Annotated in this window: 15 protein-coding genes; 8 read left to right on the top strand and 7 right to left on the bottom strand. The window is 56.9% G+C overall.

Annotated elements, in window-relative coordinates; genetic code table 11:
• Positions 1 to 130 precede the first annotated feature (130 nt).
• A complete protein-coding gene (locus M4951_RS05660) occupies positions 131 to 643 on the top strand; it encodes a DinB family protein (RefSeq protein WP_262025508.1) in 513 nt (170 codons plus the stop codon).
• 139 nt (positions 644 to 782) lie between these two features.
• Here M4951_RS05660 and M4951_RS05655 read toward each other — a convergent pair whose 3' ends face one another.
• The 4 genes from M4951_RS05655 to glgA all read right to left on the bottom strand — a co-directional run bounded on the left by M4951_RS05655 (position 783) and on the right by glgA (position 6,256).
• A complete protein-coding gene (locus M4951_RS05655; RefSeq protein ID WP_262025507.1) occupies positions 783 to 1,283 on the bottom strand; it encodes a DinB family protein in 501 nt (166 codons plus the stop codon).
• Positions 1,284 to 1,316: 33 nt separating this feature from the next.
• Positions 1,317 to 3,488 (bottom strand): alpha-amylase/4-alpha-glucanotransferase domain-containing protein, encoded by a 2,172-nt coding sequence (locus tag M4951_RS05650; protein ID WP_262025506.1) that lies wholly within the window; start codon positions 3,486 to 3,488, stop codon positions 1,317 to 1,319.
• A 125-nt stretch (positions 3,489 to 3,613) separates the two neighbouring features.
• Positions 3,614 to 4,615 (bottom strand): galactose-1-phosphate uridylyltransferase, encoded by a 1,002-nt coding sequence (gene galT / locus M4951_RS05645; protein ID WP_262025505.1) that lies wholly within the window; start codon positions 4,613 to 4,615, stop codon positions 3,614 to 3,616.
• A gap of 135 nt (positions 4,616 to 4,750) precedes the next feature.
• The gene (glgA, locus tag M4951_RS05640) at positions 4,751 to 6,256 is read right to left on the bottom strand and encodes a glycogen synthase GlgA (RefSeq protein WP_262025504.1); all 1,506 of its coding nucleotides are present in this window, start codon (positions 6,254 to 6,256) and stop codon (positions 4,751 to 4,753) included.
• Positions 6,257 to 6,658: 402 nt separating this feature from the next.
• On the opposite strand from glgA, the gene M4951_RS05635 reads away from it, so the two are divergent.
• From M4951_RS05635 to M4951_RS05625, 3 genes are read left to right on the top strand one after another with little or no spacing between them, the layout of a single operon-like run.
• Positions 6,659 to 7,312, top strand: coding sequence for an RNA polymerase sigma factor (locus M4951_RS05635; RefSeq protein WP_262025503.1), 654 nt, complete (start codon positions 6,659 to 6,661; stop codon positions 7,310 to 7,312).
• Positions 7,302 to 7,832, top strand: a complete 531-nt coding sequence (locus M4951_RS05630) for a hypothetical protein (protein ID WP_262025502.1) — start codon at positions 7,302 to 7,304, stop codon at positions 7,830 to 7,832. Before M4951_RS05635 ends, M4951_RS05630 begins: the two co-directional genes overlap by 11 nt.
• Before the next feature lie 8 nt (positions 7,833 to 7,840).
• The gene (locus tag M4951_RS05625; protein WP_262025501.1) at positions 7,841 to 9,127 is read left to right on the top strand and encodes a S1C family serine protease; all 1,287 of its coding nucleotides are present in this window, start codon (positions 7,841 to 7,843) and stop codon (positions 9,125 to 9,127) included.
• Positions 9,128 to 9,522: 395 nt separating this feature from the next.
• Here M4951_RS05625 and pepF read toward each other — a convergent pair whose 3' ends face one another.
• Positions 9,523 to 11,370, bottom strand: a complete 1,848-nt coding sequence (pepF, locus tag M4951_RS05620) for an oligoendopeptidase F (RefSeq protein WP_262025500.1) — start codon at positions 11,368 to 11,370, stop codon at positions 9,523 to 9,525.
• Positions 11,371 to 12,190: 820 nt separating this feature from the next.
• Between pepF and M4951_RS05615 the strand changes: the two genes are divergently transcribed.
• Positions 12,191 to 12,616, top strand: coding sequence for a hypothetical protein (locus M4951_RS05615; protein ID WP_262025499.1), 426 nt, complete (start codon positions 12,191 to 12,193; stop codon positions 12,614 to 12,616).
• A 168-nt stretch (positions 12,617 to 12,784) separates the two neighbouring features.
• Here M4951_RS05615 and M4951_RS05610 read toward each other — a convergent pair whose 3' ends face one another.
• Positions 12,785 to 14,164, bottom strand: coding sequence for a serine hydrolase (locus tag M4951_RS05610; RefSeq protein ID WP_262025498.1), 1,380 nt, complete (start codon positions 14,162 to 14,164; stop codon positions 12,785 to 12,787).
• 656 nt (positions 14,165 to 14,820) lie between these two features.
• Between M4951_RS05610 and M4951_RS05605 the strand changes: the two genes are divergently transcribed.
• The 3 genes from M4951_RS05605 (at position 14,821) to M4951_RS05595 (ending at position 17,894) form a co-directional block, all read left to right on the top strand.
• A complete protein-coding gene (locus tag M4951_RS05605) occupies positions 14,821 to 15,765 on the top strand; it encodes a DUF1559 domain-containing protein (protein WP_262025497.1) in 945 nt (314 codons plus the stop codon).
• Positions 15,766 to 15,860: 95 nt separating this feature from the next.
• The gene (locus tag M4951_RS05600) at positions 15,861 to 16,328 is read left to right on the top strand and encodes a hypothetical protein (protein ID WP_262025496.1); all 468 of its coding nucleotides are present in this window, start codon (positions 15,861 to 15,863) and stop codon (positions 16,326 to 16,328) included.
• A gap of 54 nt (positions 16,329 to 16,382) precedes the next feature.
• Positions 16,383 to 17,894 carry a sulfatase gene (locus M4951_RS05595; protein WP_262025495.1) on the top strand — a complete coding sequence of 504 codons (1,512 nt, stop codon included), beginning with the start codon at positions 16,383 to 16,385 and terminating at the stop codon, positions 17,892 to 17,894.
• Positions 17,895 to 18,191: 297 nt separating this feature from the next.
• Here M4951_RS05595 and M4951_RS05590 read toward each other — a convergent pair whose 3' ends face one another.
• Entirely contained in the window at positions 18,192 to 19,898 is a 1,707-nt protein-coding gene (locus M4951_RS05590) for a hypothetical protein (protein WP_262025494.1), read from the bottom strand.
• Positions 19,899 to 19,902 lie beyond the last annotated feature (4 nt).

Below are 19,902 nucleotides of genomic sequence, written 5' to 3'. Positions count from 1 at the left end.
CGGAAACCCTTAAATACCGAGAAAATCTACGGCCAAGCTTGTAATGGGACCGTAGAATAAAGATGTAACTTTCCCCATGATACCTGCGGCGCTGGTCTGGATCGATCCGCCCACCACCCACCGAGAAGAAATGCCTACCGCTATTGCTCCTGTGCTCCCCCGGCACGAGGAGTTCTCGATCGAAGAATTGATCGACGCCTACCAAAAAGGGGCCTCTGAAATCCGCGCAGCGATCGAAGGAATGACGGACGAGGAAATCGCCGCCAAACCGGTTGATGACATGTGGAGCACGCTTGAGGTGGTTTGCCATCTTGCCGACTGCGAACAGTTTTTCGCAGACCGGATGAAGCGAACCGCCGCAACCGATCGGCCAGAGTTGATGGAAGTTGACGGCTATCGCTACAACGACGCGATGGATTATCAACATCACGACCTGGAAGAAGAGTTGCTGCTGATCGAAGCGACTCGTCGGCAAATGGCTCGCACTTTGCGACTCTTGCCGCGAGACGCCTGGAATCGAGTAGCGACCCTCAGCGATCTCGGCACGCTCACGCTGCGGCACTTGGTTTTGCACGCAATCAATCACGTCCACCATCATCTGGAATACGTGAAAGAGAAACGGCAAGCGCTCCGCCGCGGTTAGAGATCAGCTGGCGTCTACCAAAGCGACCGCCTACGGCGACCGCTCACTCTCCGGGTGATTCCCTCTCGAATCATCTTTGTCGCGGTGGAATTCTCCTTTCGCCCAGCTCCTTTTTCCTCCAACGACTTTACTTTGATTCTCACGCGAACAACGAGACGTCTCGCGATTCATTGATCAGCGCGATCTGGCGAATCGCTCCCATGTGATACGCCAAATGTGCGACCGAAGCGAAGGCGCCGGTCAGCATCATTGGATCCCACTCGTGCGGCGTTTCGCACGCTTCGAGCCAGACGCGGCCCAGTACGTCGATTTCGGCGATCAGCGCGTTCCAATCGGCGTCGCGAATCATCTTCACTTCCCACGCCGCCGACCAATCCGCCGTAGCAAACGCATCCGCTTCACCACGCAGGGTCGCCTCGATCAGTGAGAGGTGATACCGCAGATGCTCGGCATGTGCGACGATCGGCATCCTCCCAGGCGCCGGAGGAGTAGAAGCTTCGAGAGCCGAGTAACGCCGCAGCAGACGTATCAAGCCGGGATCGTTTCGATTGATGAACCAGCTGCTATTGTCTGTACCACCATCCAGCGCTTCGCCCAAGAGAGTCTTGAGCGAATGCGCGATCATGTCTGCATGAATCATCGTATTTGATCCGCCTGGATCATGCTGGAAGTACTAGGTCGTCGCCGCTACCTCCGCTGACGGCATCCGACTTTCGGCTAGCGTCGTGTCGATTTCCAGCTTCATCGTCACGCTCCAGCGCCCTTCTTTGTCTCCTTGAATCCACCAATGCGGCATCAGAGCCACGCTTTGGTGCACCAATTCAAAGCCTCCTTCCGACTGGCTGACCGTCTCGATCGGGAAGGTCCACATGCTGGTCGGCTGATCAGCTTCCCAACGTACATCAATCCCCAACCACTGATCGGTCATGCCCAGCATCGTCATCTCGTGCAGATCCAACCGTTCGCCCAACTGCCCCAGTTGATCGCTTCCTTGATGGAAATAACGATCGTCGGCGCCGGATGGCAGACCCGCGAAATTCATCTCAACCGCAAAATGCATCGGCTGATCCTGCGGAACCCCTTCGATCAGGTAGGCGATCTCGAGCGTCGAACTGCCGGCCGAGAGCGTGACCCCCTTGGTGATCTTCAGCGGCACGCCCCACGCGTTCCCTTCGCGGTACATCTGGACCTGGATGCGATCGGGATTGCGGCGAATCTTCGCTTCGTAGGCGCCGTCCACAAAGTCGCCGCGTTCTTGGGCTTCGCCGTTGGCGACCAATTCGGGAGCGACGTCATTGTCAAAAAAGTGATCGATCAAGCTTTTACGAGCGTAGGAGTCGTACTGCAAACGCTCGTCGAGCCCCTGCTGCTTGAAAACGACCCGATCATGGATGCTGGCGACATCGCCGCCGGCAGATGACGGGCCAGCTAACACTTTGCGGTGATACGCTTCAGGGCGGCGCGTCAGCGTGGCGAGCAGATTGTGGCAAATCGAGCGGACGTCCAACTCGTACATCATCCCCCCTTGAGCCGGGGCGAACAGCGCAAGCAGCTTTTCGTCGACCAGTTTGATCTCTTGTCGAGCGTCAAAGTTGAAGTCGGCAGCTTCGGCGTCAATGTAGCTCGCTGGCTGCCCGATTGCGGCGTCGATGAGATTGTCAGCAGCAATCAGAGCGGTGTAGACGGCATTGCGTAGGTGAGGCAGATAGACGCCGCCAAAGGCGCCGTGCCAATAACTGCAGTTGCACTGCCCGCGATAGAGTTCGGTCTGGGCCATGTCTAACTGAGCCTGGTCGACATCGCTCTGACGACGAGCGGCGTCAAGTCGCTGACTGACCGCCATCATGCGGCTGTACATCTCGTCCGTTTCGGGATAACGAACTTTGAAGTTCCGCCAGTAGCCGCCCCGGACGAACTGCTTGATGCGCGGCCAGTTCGGTTCGTGCTCCAGTTCGTGCACCAAATCTTCGTAGGCGACTTGTTGCGGCACCGGCAACACCCACTCGGTCATTTCGCGGTAGCTTCCTTCCGGCAGAAAGACCTTGCCGACCGGTGGGAGCGAATCGACGGCTTCAGCCAGTGTCGTCGTATGGATCCAATCTTTATTCTTTTCGAGCGCCGTAAAGAAATCGTTCAACCAGCCTCGATCGTAGACGTGCGCCTTGGTGTCAGGCCAAGTGCCGAACTTCTCACCGTCATCGCCAAATACGACAACGCTGTTGGGGTGATTCTCGGCGATTCCCTTCAAATAGGTGATCGTGTCTTGCGGCGGCGCGAACGGCAGCAAATAGCGCATTCGCTCGCTGCCGGGGAAGATAGAGAGCAACTGTCCCGCTTCTTCCGTCACGTAGTATCCATACAGATCGTCTTGCTGGACGCCCGCATTTTTGAAATGGAAGTCGTCCAACAGCGTATAGCGAATACCGGCCTCGGCGATGTCCGAGGTGAGTTGCTGCTCCCAGACGCGTTCTGGCATCCACATGCCGCCGATCGTCGCTCCCAGGCGATTTTCGAGCCACTGAGTGTAGGTGCGGATCTGCCCGACGCGATCGCGACCGGGGATCATCGTCAGGATCGCTTCGTAGAAGACGCCGCCGATGATCTCGATGCGGCCCGAGCGCACGTGGGCGGCCAGGCGATCAAGATACTCAGGATGGTGAAGGTCAAGCCATTCTATTAACGGTCCACTGGTATGCAGACCGATTTTGATCGCGTCCGAAAAGCGATCAAAAACATCCAAAAACGGCAGATAGCTATCTTGATACGCCTGTTCAAAGACGCCGTCAAAGTTGCCGATCGGCTGATGGTTGTGAAGCACAAGGCAGAGGCGGATCGAGTTGCTCATCGCTTGGTCGTTCAAGAGAAAGGTGGTTGCGACTGCTATCTGTACTGATCGGCAAAATTGCCGCCGACGTGAGAGCTTTTCAAAGTTGCAGTCGCCATGATTAGCGGCGACGCTGAGGATCTGCCCTACTGCGCCGATCGCATCATCGCTGCAGCTTGTTCCGGCGGAAGAGGATTCACAAACATCCCAGTCCCCCACTCAAAACCGGCTTGCGTTGTTGCGCGCGGCAATATCACTAAACGCCAGTGATAGTAAGCCTGCGCATTTATGTCAAACGGAGTCGTGTGAATCAGATAGTTGTAAGCCGAGAATTCTAACGCATTTTCGATTTGTGACAGGCAGCGCTGAGTAAGCTGGGCAAGCTGTTCCAATCGTGCAAGATCGACCCCGCAAAAGTCGCTATCCGCTCGCCGCGGCAAAATCCAGGTCTCCAGCGGCACACGTGACGCAAAGGGGCAAAATGCGACGAAGTGGTCATCGACGTAGACAACCCGCTCGGCCGCCGCCAATTCCCGTTCAATCAACTCCGCCCAATAAGAACGGCCATAGCGGTGGAAATAGTCGCGGCTCGCCTTTAGCTCCTCCTGCACACGCAGCGGAGTCCGCTCGGTCGCCATGATCTGACTATGACTATGCTCCAGCGATGCTCCCCCGGCGGCGCCGACGTTTTTGAAGATTTGCGCATAAGCGTAACGCCCCTCCTTTTTTAGGGCGTTGAGCCGAGCTTGATAGGCGACAAACGTCAATCGGGCGTTCTCGGGAGATAGTTCTGAGAAACGAATCTGATGCTGCGGAGACTCGATCACCACATCCTGCCAACCGCTCGCTGACTGACGGGGGAAGAACTCGTCGCCGCATTGCGCCTCGCCCGACTGTTCCTCTCGTTCGAACGCCGGAAAGCGATTGGGGACGACACGAACCTGCCAACCGGGACCATTGGCGGGCGAATCATGCGGGCGAGCCGCCCACAATTCAGGAGGGGCCAGTTGCTCGGCCCCTTCGCAAAAGGGGCAATCGAGCGTTTTAGCGATCGAGGGCGAATGATCAAATTGCTGCGGACGCTCTGCGCGCCGCGCGGCGATGACAACTTCATACCCCAACAGAGGATCGCGGCGAATCTCGCTCATAAGGTCCGTCTACGCGTTGATTGCGGCCAATTCCTGCAGCCACAGCGACTGCGTCGCGAAATAGCGTTGTGTCGCAACATTCAATTCGAGTGCACGGCTCGGTGAGCCGTGCACCCATTCAAGCGATTACCGCGACTAGCGTTTCTTCTTGGCGCCGCCCACCATTTTCAGCTTACGCGCGACCGTTTCTTCAAACAGCCGTACGTACTCGACGGCGCTTCGTTTCCACGACCAGTCTTGCGCCATGCCGGCGTCGACGATCTTTTTCCAGGTTGGCTTGTCGTTCTGATAAATACGGCAGGCGCGATGCAGCGTATCGGCCAAAGCGTGCGAACTGTATTCGCGGAAACTGAAGCCGTTGGCCGTACCTTCCGCCAACGTCTCTTCGTCCGCATCGGTGATCGTGTCGGCCAGTCCGCCAGTCTCGCGAACGACCGGTACGGCTCCATATTTCAGGCTGTAGAGCTGGTTCAAACCACAGGGCTCGTACAAACTGGGCATCAAAAACATGTCGGCGCCCGCCTCGACGCGCCGAGCTTTTGATTCGCAGAATTCGACCTTCACGCCCACTTTATCAGGGTATTGCTGGGCCAGGGTCGAAAGCTGATTTTGGTGCCCCGGTTCACCGGTTCCCAGAATGACCCACTGCGTGTTACGCGTGCGGGCCCACTCTTGAATCACTTCGGCGACCAGGTCAAACCCCTTTTGATCGGCCATACGACCCACCATGCCGATGATCGGCGCCTGGGGATCGGTCGGCAAATTGAACTCTTGCTGCAGCGCCTTCTTGCAGGCCGGTTTCCCCATTTCCCAATCGTCGATGCCGAATTTCACGGCAATCGCATCGTCGATCGCGGGATTCCATTTGTCGTAATCAACGCCGTTCACGACGCCGGATAAGACCGCAGCACGATCGCGCAAGACACCTTCCAACCCGCAACCGAGCGGACTGCTTTGAATCTCTTGTCCATAACGGGGACTGACCGTGCTGATCGAATCGGCGAAGACAATCCCGGTCTTCAGGAAGTTCAGATGGCCGTAGAACTCCATCTGATGCATGTTGAAATACTTCCAGTCGAGCCCGGTCAGGACCATATCCCAATGCCAGAAATTCCCCTGGTAAGCCATGTTGTGAATCGTCAGCAACGTCGCGATTTTTTCGTAGCCATGCGTCGCCGCGTACTCAATGTCCAAGTAAGCGGGCGCAAGCCCGGTTTGCCAGTCGTTGCAATGAATCACGTCGACCGGCAATTCAAGCAGGCGAATCGCTTCGAGAATGGCGCGCGAGAAGAAGACGAATCGCTCGCAATTGTCTTGGTAGTCTTCGCCATCTTCGCGATACAATTGAGGGCGATCGTAGTATTCGTCGTTTTTTACAAGGTAAACGGGAATATCCGAGCCGGGCAAATAGCTTTTTAATAACTGACCACTGACGACCTTGCTGCCGATCGGCAAGTCGAAATGAATGGGCAGTTCTTCAATCGGCTGGCCGCATGTAAAGGTTTGCCGGAACGCGGGCATGATCACCGCGACATCTTGGCCCAAACGACGCAGTTCCAGAGGGAGAGAACCACATACATCTGCCAATCCGCCAGTTTTGGCGAACGGATAAACCTCACTGCTGGCGAGTAGAATATTCAAAGTCGCCAAACTCCTGGGGCGGGGCTATCTAAGGTGGAGACAGCAAAGGTGCGAAAAATAATAACACACAGACGCATTGTTCGGTAAGACAACAGGGAAGATTGGGGGATTCCGAAAAATGCGCAGATCAAAAGCTTTGCGAAATCTTCGACGTTTTTGCGGGGGTGCAGGGCAACTCGAATCGCATTTGGCTAAAGTGTTGCACAGTATTGGGTTACTTGCAAATCCATCTCTTTCGACGCCGGGGAAGCGGGCAGGTTACGCAATCTGCCTACGTAATTGAACTTACGCCCGTGGGGAGGGCACTAACACATGTACGGCGAGATCAGGCCAAGTCCGACGGCCAACCAAGGCGGGGAAGATTGCAGGGCGTTAATATACCGTTAAATCGAATCCGATGCGGTGTTACTTCGCCTTGGATTCCCCAGCCTACCACCGGAGCTTCAAGAAAAATATTTCATGAAAAATTGCGGACTTGATGTCGAAAAGCTGACCTCGCTCTATTTCGACCGGATTCACCGGGCGGCTTTGCTGATGTGCGGCAATGCCTGGGACGCCGACGATTTAGCGCAGGAGGTCTTTCTGATCGTCGCCAATGACCCGACTAAGTTTGAAGGACGCAGTAGCCATTACACCTATCTGTACGGAATTCTGCTGAACTTGGAGCGCCGGTTGCGCCGGAAAAGGCGAATGCATCAGGAAAAAACCGAAAAGCTGGCTCAACGTCAGGATGCCCCCACGGCGGCAGTCGCTGCGGATGTGCCGGTCGTATCGGAGGAATGGAAGCGAAGCCTCTGGAGTGTAGCGGCCGAATTGCCCGACGGACAACGTCAGGCGATCGTCCTTCGTTTTGGCGAAGAACTTCCCTATCAAGAGATCGCCGACATCTTAGGGTGCCCCCTAGGAACGGTAAAAAGTCGCATTTTCCACGGATTGGGAACGCTCAGAAAGCTCGTTGCCGAAAGCCCCGGCCAGCTACGCGAGATCCCTCGCGAACTTGGAGACTCCCCACTTGGAGAAACCCCACCTGGAGAACCACGGTCCGATGCCATCTGAACCTCGAATTTTTGATCCCGACGAGCAGGATGATGTTCGTCTCGAAACCGAACTGCCGGAAGCGGAGCTCTCGGATGAAGCGTGGGAAACCGCGGCGCTGCCGGACGACCTGCTGTTGCTGGGCGATCAGTTGCGCTGTGACGCGACTCGCCTGCACGAGTCGCATCGCGCCGATCGCTTGCAGCACGAACTGCTTCGTCCCGAACGAGCGCAACGCGCCGAAACCCTCGTTCCTGCTCACGGTATTTCCGCCTGGCTCCCCCTGCTCTGGCTGCTGCCGGTCGTCTTGGTCACCGCCGCATTAGTCTGGAACGGCCAACCAACGACGCCTCCCATTCCTGCTTCTCCCGCGGTGGCGGTAACCCCCAACGTCACTCCCAAGATTGAATACGCGCCGCAGGTTTACTCGGTTTCCTTGCCGGCCGAACCCCCTTCCCAACATGGCCCCAGCGCCGCTGAACTCGACGCACTGCTTGACTTGATGCAGAACGAGACCGCTTCCGTCGCCGTTTCGCTTTAAAGCCGCTCATGAATTTGAAGTCGACAATTCGATTTGCAGCGCTGCTGCTGGCGATCGGCGCCGCAAGCTTCGTCGCTGCGGAAGATCTGCCGCAGTTCGAAACCGCCGCCCAGCAGTTGGCCGCCGCTACGGTCACGGTGCGCATGATCGCGCTGCCGGCCGCACCGCCGGCCGGCGAAGCCGATCCTCTCGCCAAACAGCCGAAGTCGCCGTCGCGCGTGACCGTTTGCACCGGCGTCGCAATCGCCCCGCGACAGATCGTCACCTGCTTGCGTTACGAATCGGGGAGTCGACTGCGCGTCACGCTGGCCGATGGACGTCAGGCCGACGCCGAACTCAAAGTGATCGATCATTTTTCCACGCTCGCTATTTTGCAGCTGCAAGAACTCGAAGTTCCTGCGATCTCACTCGCTCCCCAAGATCCCGTCGCCGGTCGGTGGGTCGTTTCCGCCGCCGGCTGGGGAGCCGCGCCAAGCGTCCAGACCTTTGGCATGATCGGCGCCGTCGATCGCCAAATCCCCGGCGCTGATTTGCCGCCGCTGTTGGAATGCGACTTACGCGGCGCCGCGACCGCCGCCGGATCCGGCATCGTCAATCCTGACGCGACCTTAGCAGGCGTCGTCGTCGCCGTGCAAAAACCGAACGACGAAGCCCCGCGGACGTACGCCGTTCCGAGCAAGCACATCCAGCGTCTGCTCGCCTCCCAAGCGGCCGACAAAATCGTCGTCTTACAGCGTCGTCGTCCCACGTTGGGTCTGACCTTAACGGCCGGCCAAAAGGCCGAGACGGTCGTCGTCGAAAAAGTCGCCGCCAATGGTCCTGCCGCACAAGCCGGCATCGCCAAAGGAGATCAGGTTCTCGCCGTCGATGGACTCTACATCCGCTCGGTCTATCAAGCGATTGGCCCGGTTCTCGCCAAACAGCCCGGCGACAAAATCCGCCTGAAGGTGCTGCAAGGCGACAAGCTGGCGCTCGTCGAAGTCACTCTCGGCGGCGGAGTCGAGTTTCCGAATCAAATGGCGCAGCTCGGCGGCGATCGCCGTCTGCTGACCGATCCGCGGATTGAACTCGCTCGGCTGGCCGCGAAGGACCCCAATCTTCAAGATCCCTTGGCCGCGATGGAAGTCGCCGGCGAAGATGAACAACCGGTCGACCCACGCGACGAGCAAATCGAAATCTTGCAGCGCGCGATCGATCGCTACGCCAAGCTAATTGAGTTCTACCAACAACAGCTCGACACCCAACGCGACAAGGTGAAGCAGTTGGAAGCCAAACAAGCAACCGCAGACCAATAGTCGGCAGTCGCTATTCTTCTCCTCTTCGTAGCCCGAAGCGCGAGTTTTGAGGTTGCGATATTTCTCTGGTTGGCCGCGATAGCTCCGCTATCGGGGCGGCGCAGCCGTAGGAGGCATTGGTTCCCGGTATGCAGTTCGGGGCCATTTCGCCATTTCAAACGGCGCGGCGACCACCGCTCTAGGTCCGACCACGGCTCGACGCCTCTTACCGACTTCGTCGGCCCCGACAGCGGAGCTATCCGGGCCAACCGGAATCGGTTCGGCCAAATAGCGCAACCTCAAAAAGCGCCAGCGAGGGAAATGCGGGCGGCTACTTCGATCCGCCCTTGAATCGCCAAGCGATTTTCCCGCGCTCGCGCTTCGGACTACGAAGAAGGTCGTCCGCTAAAAACTTCTTACAGCAACGTATCCAACTCGTCGACCAAGCCTTCAAAGTGGGTCAGCGCCGTTTCGACCGCCGTCGGTTGCTCCATATCAACCCCGGCGTCGCGCAGCAGGTCGAGCGGGTACTTCGAGCAGCCTCCCTTGAGGAACGTCAGGTAGTCGTTCAGCTCGCTCGCGCCGCCGTTCAACACGCGTTTGCTCAGTGCGATCGCGGCCGACAATCCGGTCGCGTACTTGTAAACGTAGAACGCACGATAGAAGTGCGGAATCCGGAAGCACTCGAGCGTTAGATCGTCGTCGATGACAAAGTTCGGACCGAAGTACTTCTTCAGCAGTTCCAAATAGGCCTCTTGGAACGATCGGACGGTGAGCGGTTCGCCGGCTTCGCACATCGCGTGGGTGATCTTCTCGAACTCGGCGAACATCGTTTGGCGAATGATCGTGCCGCGAATCGCGTCGATGTCGCGATTAACCAGGTAAGCTCGCTCACGATCGTCGGCCGCGTTTTCCTGCATGTATTGGCTGAGCAACTGTTCGTTAAACGTGCTGGCCACTTCGGCGACGAAGATCGTGTAATTGTAGTACTGATACGGCTGATTTCCGGCCGAATAGTAGCTGTGCATCGAGTGCCCCGCTTCGTGAGCGAGCGTAAAGACGTCGTCCAACACGTCGGGCTTGTAGTTCATCAAAATGTACGGCGCCCCGTCAAAGGTGCCGCAGCTGAACGCGCCGCTTTGCTTGCCGGCGTTCGGATAACGATCGCTCCAACGCGCCTTTGTCAGCCCGTCCTTCAGCACGTCGCAATATTCCGTCCCCAACGGAATCAACGCGTCCATGATCGACTCGACCCCTTCATCCCACGTATGCCGCGATTTGATCTCACTGAGGATCGGCACATAGGTGTCATAGTGATGAATGTCGCGCAGTTTCATTTTGCGGCGACGCAAATCGTAATAGCGATGCAGCGCCGGCAGATGATTGTGGACCGAATCGATCAGGTTGTCATAAACCGATTGCGGCACGTCGTCGGCGTACAACGCTTGATGGATGGCGCTGTCGTATCCGCGAACTTTGGCGTAATAGACGTCGCGTTGGATCGATCCAGACAAGGTCGCCGCGAGCGTATTCTCGTGCCCTTTGAACTGGGCGTAATACTGATGGAACGCCGTTTTGCGAACATTGCGATCGGACGATTGGAAAAACTCGCTCAGGTTCGAGTTCGCCAGTTCGACCTCTTCCCCCTTTTCGTTTTTCAGCGTGCCGAACTTCATGTCGGCGTCCAGCAACTGACGAAACGCCTGGCCGGCGGCCGACGACATCTCGCTTTGCATCGCCAAGATGCGTTCTTCTTTTTTGCTCAGCGTGAATTTTTTGTAGCGAGTCAGACGCTCGACCATCAGTCGATACGGCTTCATCGGCTTTTCTTCCAGCAGTTCGGCCAGGCGCTTGGCTGAAATCGACTGAATCTCGGGCGAAATGTAACTAGCGGCCTGGCCCAATTTACTGCCAACCGACTGATAGCGAGCGATCCGCCGCTGCGAATCATCGTCCGCCTGATTCTCGGTTGTCTTCAAAAAGGCGTAAGTGCCAACCCGTTCCAACAAGCGATCGACGTCCAGGTCAAACTTCAAGCAAGCGGCCAGCGCGGCGCCGCTGTCGGCCAAGGTCCCTTTGAACTTCTCGAAGCCCTTTTCTTTTTTGGCGAGCTTGGCGAAATCCTTTTCCCAAGCCTCCGGCGAGTCATACAGACTCGTCAGGTCCCAAGTATCGCTCACGGCGACTTCGCTCCGCGGGGGCAGCGATTTTGACTTCGATTTCGATTTCAGAGACTTCTTCGCAGTTTTCTTCTTGGCGGCCATCCGGTTCCTCGACAATTTGTTGCAGGTCTGGTCGCAATCGTATCGGGCCACGCCGTGTGCGAAAAGGGAGACCCTGGCAAAGATTGGCGTCTTAAGAGAGAAGAATCGATCACCGTAGGTCAGGAAGAATGGACGAACAGGCGCACGATAACTTTCTGCGTAGGTCGCGATCACCCCAGACGGTTGGACCGGACCGTACGCGTTTTTTTCTGTCGCACCTCGTCTCTCTTTCCATACGTTAATTTGGGTAGTTTTGAAGCCGCTGCAGATCCGTTGGATCAAAAGGTTGGACTGGACCGGACGCACGCATTTTTTCTGTCGAATCTCGTCTCTCGATGTCCATACGTTAATTTGGGTAGTTTTGAAGCCGCTGCAGATCCGTTGGACCAAAAGGTTGGACTGGACCGGACACACGCATTTTTTCTGTCGAATCTCGCCTCTCGTTGTCCATACGTTAATCTGGGTAGTTTTGAAGCCGCTGCAGATCCGTTGGATCAAAAGGTTGGACTGGACCGGACACACGCGTTTTTTTCGTCGAATCTCGCCTCTCTCTGTCCATACGTTAATTTGGGTAGTTTTGAAGCCGCTGCGGAACCATTGGACCAAAAGGTTGGACTGGACCGGACATGGATCATGCGCATCCCGTTCTCCTCCCGTCCCGCCGATGCACTGCCCACGCGCGCACACCGCCAGACCTCTCAGTCAACCAGCAGGCCGTGCGCAATGTCAACCGACAATATTTGACTTGCCAGCGCCGCAAATGTTAGGAAACGCGGTGCGGAATTCGAACCCCTACATTTTCCCAGAGTGATTACGACTGATGGATCTATCGAAGCGGCAAGCGTTAATTGAGCACATTCAATCGATCGGCGGGCTCGGGATGTCGGCGCCTGCGCCGGTGGTGACCATCGATGCTTTCTTTGATGGCAATGACGACTACGGCTCGATCGGCTGCAACCTGACCGATCACCCAGGCCCCCAAGGTTTTTACGAAACCCTGCGTTCCATTCGTGACCGTAGCGATGTCGTCAACGTCCTGGTTCAAATCTACGAAGTCGAGGAAGACGACGTCACGATGTGGCCGTTTTCCGAACGGGTGTTTATCGTCACCAAGGCCGATCTCGCAACGATCGCCAAGCTTCTAGTCCGCTTACAGCCGTCCGAAATTGATAGCGAATACCCGCTGCCTCCCCATGCCGAACAACCGCCGGAAGATTGCGTGGCGTACGCGGTATGGTGGGACTAGCAATTTTGATGTCCCGTCGGGTGCGATTAGAACATGCATCGCAGGGAGCCCAGCAACCATCCACCTCTGGAAACCGAAACAGCATCCCAAGATTGCGTTTTCACGCGAGGGCAATGGCGGGCGACTTTATACAGGTTCGCGGTGCGTCTCGACCTACTTAGGAAATCGTCACTCGCTCTTCTCGACTCGTTTCGCCGTCTGACGCACGCCGTTTTGGAACAATTCGACCGAGACGCTGCGCCCTGAATCGTTGACTTGAAACGTGAGCGTTGCGTCCACAACCTTGTAGAACCAGACTGTCTCGCTGCGGGGATAGACCCGCAGCATTGGCTGTCCAGTCAGACCGACCAGCAACTTGTCGTCCTGGACAGAAACGGTGAATACGGCGCCGGGCGCTAGTTGATACTTGCCCGCCAGACGCTGCATCTTGGCAGGCGCCACTTCAAGCTGCTTAGCGAACTCACGGGGCTTCTCTTCCGCGCCGGCCAACATGCGCATCAGTTGCTCGGCCAGCGCGTCGACCTCGCCGGTCGCCGTGTTGGTCAATACGACCACCGCGGCGTCGAGCTTGCGACTGACGAACAGTGACGAATGATAACCGCCGGTCTGACCGTTATGCCAACGCGTCGAGCCGTCCCGAGCGACGTGCCAGCCCAGCCCCATCGCAAAGTCATTCTTGTCGAGCGGCTTTTGCTGAACTCGCCAGGCGACGTCGATCGCGGCGCCCAGTTTTCCCGCAGGCGGATCTAGCTGGGCTTGAGCGAATTTGAGCAGATCATCAACATCGCTGCGAATCGCTCCGGCGCCGGCCAATGCGTCAAAGTCCCACGTATGCCCTGGAGTCCCCCCGGCGATGTGCGGTGACGCCAGACGCTTCTGCTGCTCGGCATTGAGCGTGATCCCCGTATCCACAAGCTTGAGCGGAGTCGCGATCCGCTCTTGCAGGAGCGATTCATAATTCGTTTTCCGTTCGAAGGCCAACAACGTGCCCAGCAGACCGGCGCCCAAGTTCGAGTACTCCATGCTCGCTCCCGGCTGCTTATTGGGCTGATGTCCAGCAAGAAACTCAGCCAAGCGCTGATCGGTATAGTCGGCGTACGGATTGTACGGGTCGGCCGGCTTCAGATTGTCAGGCAGTCGCGGCAAGCCGGAAGCGTGCGTCGCCAAATGCCGCAGTTGGATCGGCTGGTCCTTCTCGCTGCGACGCATCGAGAATCCCTCTGGCAGCAAGTCCTCGGCCGGCGTCTCCAGCGAGACTCGCCCTTCGACCACGGCATCAGCGAGCAACAGCCCGGTGAACACTTTGGATATCGATCCGATCTCATAGATCGTTTTGCCGTCGGGAACTTGGGAATCGTCGGCCGAAAGTTCGCCATATCCGCGGACGACGGTTTTGTCTCCCTGGATGATTCCAATCGACATGCCGACGACCGTTTCGCTGTCGATGTAGGGTTTCGCCAGGCGGTCCATCTGCTCGGCCAAATCGGCCGCCTGAGCGACCGAGGCGAACAGCAGAAAGAGGATGGCGATAGTTGCAGAAGTTTTCATAACGTGCCTATTACGGGGAACTCGCTGACGCATCTACTCGTATCCGGATCCGATTCAATCTCATTAGCGAATTCGCTCGACGATAGGAACTATTGCAGTTTAGTAGAGGGGGCGGAGCAAACGCAATTCACGGCGCAACGCGCGCTTCCACAACCCACCTCGTAGCGCCAGCAGGTAGAGACCGTCGCGAACAGGGCTGCGTTTTGCGGTAGATCGGTAACGCAAAGTCTAAGGGCGAAAATCGATTTTCCCCGCTCCTCTCACTCTCCTCACCACGTTCGGCCAAGCCCTCCGCTTCCATCTCTCAGCAAGAGATAAACCCCTAAGCATCGAAAATCAGAGGGGCCAACGCCAATAAGCAACCGCTAGACTTGCTTTTTGGGCGGGCGAATAATCGCGTTTTTTTTCAAGTAAATCAAGAAAACGTTTGACCATTTTTCTCGCTCGCCCTAGCATGGGATCCCAGCGGGATACTTTCGCTGCAACAGCGCAACGTACGTCCAATCGCGGAAGAAACATCGATCAAAAACTGCTTTTCAAAATTCAATCGAACCTGGCGACTTGCAACGTTCGTCGTGGGCCCGCTCTGGTTCGAAGAGTTCATTGATCTCTATTCGTCAGAATTGCGTATCTCCTCTTCGCAAAGGTATCGACTCATGTTCGCTCGTTCGCCTCGATCTCAAGTTCGTCGTCCTGGATTCACGCTTGTCGAGTTGTTGGTCGTGATCGCCATTATTGGGGTCTTGATCGCTTTGCTGCTGCCGGCCGTTCAGCAAGCGCGCGAAGCGGCTCGCCGAATGCAATGCAGCAACCACTTAAAACAAATCGGGCTGGCTCTGCATACCTATCACGATTCGTCTGGCGCTTTTCCGCCGGGGGGCTACAGCGACGGCAATCAGCTGAGTTGGCACGCTCGGATCCTCCCCTTTATCGAACAACAGGCCTTCTATGAGTTGATCGATTGGACCGCCAGCGGGTACCAAGCGAACAAACCGCTTTCGCTTGATTTCGTCCCTGATGGTTATCACTGTCCAAGCAATTCTTCGGAGAAACTGCGTGGAACATGGGGCAGCGGCAAAGTGAACGGCGAATCGACCTACACGCAGCACTACAACGGCGTTGCAGGCCCTATCGGCGTGAATCCCCAAACGGGACAAAACTACCCCCTACTCATCGGTGCGACCTATCACTCGGCATGTACGGGAGCAAGCGACGAACGAAAAGGGATGGCGATCGGCGGAACGCTCTACGTTGATTCCAAAGTGCGATTTGGCGATATCACCGACGGCACGTCAAATACGTTGGTTGTCGGCGAGCGATTTGAAGGAGAAACAAGTTGGTTGGCGGGAACCAGCAACACGGTCGCTTGGCCCTGCGACGCCGCCGGCTTTAAGAACCTGGAATATAGCGTCAATTTTTGCGGCCCCAATGAATCGTGCGGCTCGTATTACAATTCGCGACCATTTTCGAGCAATCACCCAGGCGGCGCCCTCTTTGCGATCGGGGACGGATCGGTCAAGTTCATCGCGGAAACGATCGACTTTGATATCCTCCTGGCGCTCGCTAGTCGCAACGGCGGCGAACCGTTGACCGCGCCTTAAAACGGCTTCTAGCATCCGAAACCTGGCGTCGAGATCAAACCGTTTGACTCGACTTCCCAGGGCACTATCCCCCCACCCCCAGAAAAGAAACCGAGATGGTTAAGCAATTCCAACCCTGCTCGTTCACGGCGCCTTGCTGGATAGGATGCCTCCTTTTGATCGGCGGCATCGCGCTGCCGGGGTGCTGGTCGGAATCGTCCGATCAAATCGTGATCTCCGGCGAAGCGACCTATGACGGAAAACCGATTCCGGTGGGCGAACTCATTTTCACGCCGGATACCAAACAGGGAAACAAAGGTCCCCAGGGGCGCGCCAAGATCAAAGATGGCAAGTTCACCACCGCCGGCAGCGGACGCGACGTAGTGGGCGGCCCCTATCAGGTGGAGTTAAAAGCGTTTGATGGGGTCGCCTTTGAAGGGCGCGAGCTGGTGGTTGAAGAAGGAAAACCGCTGTTCGGTTCGGTGCGATCTCAGATCGATCTTCCCCTGAAAACGGCGACGCTCAAAGTAGAAGTGACGACGCAAAATAATAAGCCTGAGCTAGCGCTCTCGGTCGCACCTTAGGCCGGCTGGCGGCAACGGCAATCAATCCGACTTCCTCCCTTGAAATGCGCATCGATGGACTGCTTGAAGAATTCGCCGCAGAAACGACTCGTCACATTTGCATTCGTGTTGTGCGGCGCGTTCGTGTTCACTTCGTCAGGCCGAGCAGATCCGCAACCAGACGCGACTTCTTGGGGACAACGGCCTAACGTGCTGTTCATTGCGGTAGACGACTTACGCGTTCAGTTGGGATGCTACGGCGATTCGATCGCCCAAACTCCTAACATCGACAAACTAGCGCAGCGCGGCATGCTGTTCGAGCGCGCCTATTGTCAGCAAGCGCTTTGCAACCCGTCGCGCACTTCCGTGATGACCGGATGCTATCCTCACGCGCTGCAGATCTGGGATTTACCCACCCATTTTCGTCAGCTCTATCCTGATATCGTGACCTTGCCGGAGTTCTTCCAAGGACATGGTTACTTCACGCAAAACATTGGAAAAATCTATCACAACTATCGGCAAACGCTTCGCAACGATCCGCAATCGTGGTCGACGCCTGCGGTGCATGACTGGGGCGCTCATTCCAACGACTGGTTCGTGAGCGGCGAGCCATTTGGGCTGAAGTCGATTTCCAAAGGCCCTGCCGTGCAGCAAGTGGACGTCGCCGACGAAGCCTATCTGGACGGACGAATCGCCGCCGACGCCATTTTGGCCATTCGCGAGCGCGCCGCACAGAAACAACCGTTCTTCCTGGCCGTCGGTTTCTGGAAGCCGCACCTTCCCTTCAATGCGCCGAAGCAATATTGGGACAAGTACGATCCCCAGGAGATCGCAGCGCAATTGGAGCGGCTTCCCCAATCCGATGCGCCTCAGATCGCGCTCCACCCCTACGGAGAACTTCGCAGCTATACCGACATTCCCAAAACCGGGGAGATTTCAGACGAACAAAATTTGGTTTTAAATCATGGCTACTACGCCGCGATCTCTTTTCTCGACGCGCAGATCGGCAAGGTTCTTCATGAACTCGACCGCCAAGGACTCGCAGAAAACACGATCGTGGTTCTGTGGTCGGATCATGGATTTCATCTCGGAGAGCACGATCTCTGGTGCAAGACGAGCAATTTTGAACTCGACACGCGCGTGCCGCTGCTCATTGCGGCCCCCGCCGCAGCGCACCCAGGTCAAAAGACGACGGCATTGACCGAATTGGTCGACCTCTACCCAACTTTAGTCGACCTATGCGATCTCCCCATTCCCGCGGCGCTGCAAGGAAAAAGCCTCCGTCCGATCTTGGCGGATCCGACAGCGACCGTTCGCGACGCCGCATTATCGCAGCATCCGCGTCCCGCCTACTTTAAAAACAAGCCGGAAGTACTGGGCTATTCACTGCGAACCAATCGCTTTCGCTACAACGAATGGCGCGATTTTGAAACGAACCAAGTCGTCGCCCAGGAACTTTACGATCATCAAAGCGACCCGCAAGAAAGCCGCAACCTGGCCGGCGCCAAAGCGTATCAAAACGATTGTGCGACCTTGGCGAAATCGCTCTCGCAGCGGTTGCAGAGGATTGCTCCTGTGCGACGGTAGTTTCACAGCGTTCGACAGGGGAGCTTTCGTAGGGTGCGTCTGGACGCACAAAGCCCGGCAACAGGTCACGGAAATAAACCAAGCGTGGAAACGCACAAGCCAGAGAGCTGCGTTATCACGCGTTGATGATAGTCGTCGATAAGCAGGATCCAGGTGCGTCTTGACGCACCCTACGTGACTGCAAAGCGGTGTTGAACCAAGCAAGCGCGATCGGTTTCACGGCGATTATTCCGCTACCGCCGCTTGTTGGGTTTCGCTTCGCTACACCCAACCTACATTGAAGAGCAACGCGCCACATCACCCGATGATCTCTCGCTTGTGCTGCACATAATCCCAGATCACATACCGATCGAGATCGCGGCCGGCCGTAAAGAAAACGCGTCCTTGGGACGTTTGGGCTAAGCGATAGGCGAACTTCACGTCTTCTTCCGTCTGCGACCAACTGGGAATCAAGAAGATGTTGATCGTGATTCCTTCTCGCGCACACAGCGCGCCTTCGCGCAGGGTCGCCGCTTCGGTCGCCGGGTCCGGCGGGTAGAGCAGGAAGAGTTGCGAGCCTTCAAAGTGGGCCGTCGGCAGTCCGTCGGTGATTAGAATGATTTGGCGGTTCGGCGTGTCTTGATTCGCCAAAAACATCCGCGACTGTTGCAGCGCGTGTTGGATGTTCGTGAAGTGAGGAGGAATGCGATATTCGCTGGCGCCGGGGTCGCTCATGTCGGCTCGCAGTCGCACCACCGGATCATGCAGCGTCACCGGTTTCGGCAACAGGCCAATCACGTCGCCGGGGCGAACCGGCTTGGCGAAGGAGTACATCTCCAACATCTGCAGATAGTCGCCGGGATACTCGCTGCGGATCAAACCTTGCAGGGCCAGGGCCATTCGTTTGACGTTGACGTACTGCCCTTCGTACCGCATCGACCCGCTCATATCCATGATGACGGTCGTGGCGCACTTGGGAGTGTTACGCGTGCGGTGGATCTCGATATCTTCCGGCTTGAGCCGGAGCGGCGTCTGCCCTTCTTGCCTTAGAATCGCGTTGATCATCGACTGCGGAATGTCCATCTGCGTGATCGAATCGCCAAACTCATACGGCTTGGTCTGTTGCAATTCGACGGCGCCTTCGCCGAGGATCGGACCTTGATGACGACCCGATCGGGACGCTTCGAGATTCGAGAAAATCTTCTCTAGCAGCTTGCCCTGAAAGATGCGAAACGCTTGCGGCGTGATCTGGAACGCGCCATTTTTATTGCCGGTGAGCCCTTGCTGTTCGGCCATGTTGCGAACGTACTCTTCCAGCTGACGCTGCAGGTCCATCAGTTGTTCCATCTGGCCTGGCTCGGCGAACTGCGACAGCTCGGACATGTCGATCACGCCGATCTGAGCCGACTCTTTCGCCTCTTCGAGCTGCTTTAACAGCTCGTCGATTCGCTCCAGCTCTTCTTTGATGGCGATCGCTTCAGGCACGGTCATCGACGTTTGCCCGGTGAAGTCGTACTTGGCCGCGAGTTCGTCAACTTCGTACTTTTCGCCGAGACGCTCGATCAGGTGAACCAGTTCGCCGGCCAACGGAGAACGCGCTTCGTCGGCCAAATACCAGAGCCGCTCGAGATCGTAGATTTGCTCGCGATCGACGGCGGCTCGAGCGGCGTCACCCAACTTTCCTTGCGGATAGTGGATCTGCTTGCCTGCTTTGTAGTAATTCTTGCGGGCCTTTTTCAAAACGCTGTCGGTTTCATACGTCTCGAGGATCTTCCGCTTGCGCTCCTGGAGCATCTTGATCAGCGCATCGAGACTCGGGCCGAGCCCGGCGATCTGGCTGGGGTCAAGCTTGATCGCGCGGGCTAGCTCTTCCGGCGTCAGCTCGCGCATCTCGCCGTACATCAGCATATGTTCCATCGCCGGCGAGACGAGATCGGGCGCCTCTTGCGTGGGACTAGGGAACCGCTGCGGATCGTACTTTTGGTACGTATGAATCACGCCGCCGGGTCGATAAGGTTGGTTCACGCGA

It is taken from the genome of Blastopirellula sp. J2-11 (assembly GCF_024584705.1).
Lineage (GTDB): Bacteria > Planctomycetota > Planctomycetia > Pirellulales > Pirellulaceae > Blastopirellula.
Note: the sequence above shows the minus strand (reverse complement) of the source record. Positions and strands in the feature narration are given on the sequence as shown.

Excerpts from the sequence above, each read along its gene's own strand:
- M4951_RS05660 (WP_262025508.1), top strand. The coding sequence starts at position 131 with ATGCCTACCGCTATTGCTCCTGTGCTCCCCCGGCACGAGGAGTTCTCG.
- M4951_RS05655 (WP_262025507.1), bottom strand. The coding sequence starts at position 1,283 with ATGATTCATGCAGACATGATCGCGCATTCGCTCAAGACTCTCTTGGGC.
- M4951_RS05650 (WP_262025506.1), bottom strand. The coding sequence starts at position 3,488 with ATGAGCAACTCGATCCGCCTCTGCCTTGTGCTTCACAACCATCAGCCG.
- galT (WP_262025505.1), bottom strand. The coding sequence starts at position 4,615 with ATGAGCGAGATTCGCCGCGATCCTCTGTTGGGGTATGAAGTTGTCATC.
- M4951_RS05630 (WP_262025502.1), top strand. The coding sequence starts at position 7,302 with ATGCCATCTGAACCTCGAATTTTTGATCCCGACGAGCAGGATGATGTT.
- M4951_RS05625 (WP_262025501.1), top strand. The coding sequence starts at position 7,841 with ATGAATTTGAAGTCGACAATTCGATTTGCAGCGCTGCTGCTGGCGATC.
- pepF (WP_262025500.1), bottom strand. The coding sequence starts at position 11,370 with ATGGCCGCCAAGAAGAAAACTGCGAAGAAGTCTCTGAAATCGAAATCG.
- M4951_RS05615 (WP_262025499.1), top strand. The coding sequence starts at position 12,191 with ATGGATCTATCGAAGCGGCAAGCGTTAATTGAGCACATTCAATCGATC.
- M4951_RS05610 (WP_262025498.1), bottom strand. The coding sequence starts at position 14,164 with ATGAAAACTTCTGCAACTATCGCCATCCTCTTTCTGCTGTTCGCCTCG.
- M4951_RS05605 (WP_262025497.1), top strand. The coding sequence starts at position 14,821 with ATGTTCGCTCGTTCGCCTCGATCTCAAGTTCGTCGTCCTGGATTCACG.
- M4951_RS05600 (WP_262025496.1), top strand. The coding sequence starts at position 15,861 with ATGGTTAAGCAATTCCAACCCTGCTCGTTCACGGCGCCTTGCTGGATA.
- M4951_RS05595 (WP_262025495.1), top strand. The coding sequence starts at position 16,383 with ATGGACTGCTTGAAGAATTCGCCGCAGAAACGACTCGTCACATTTGCA.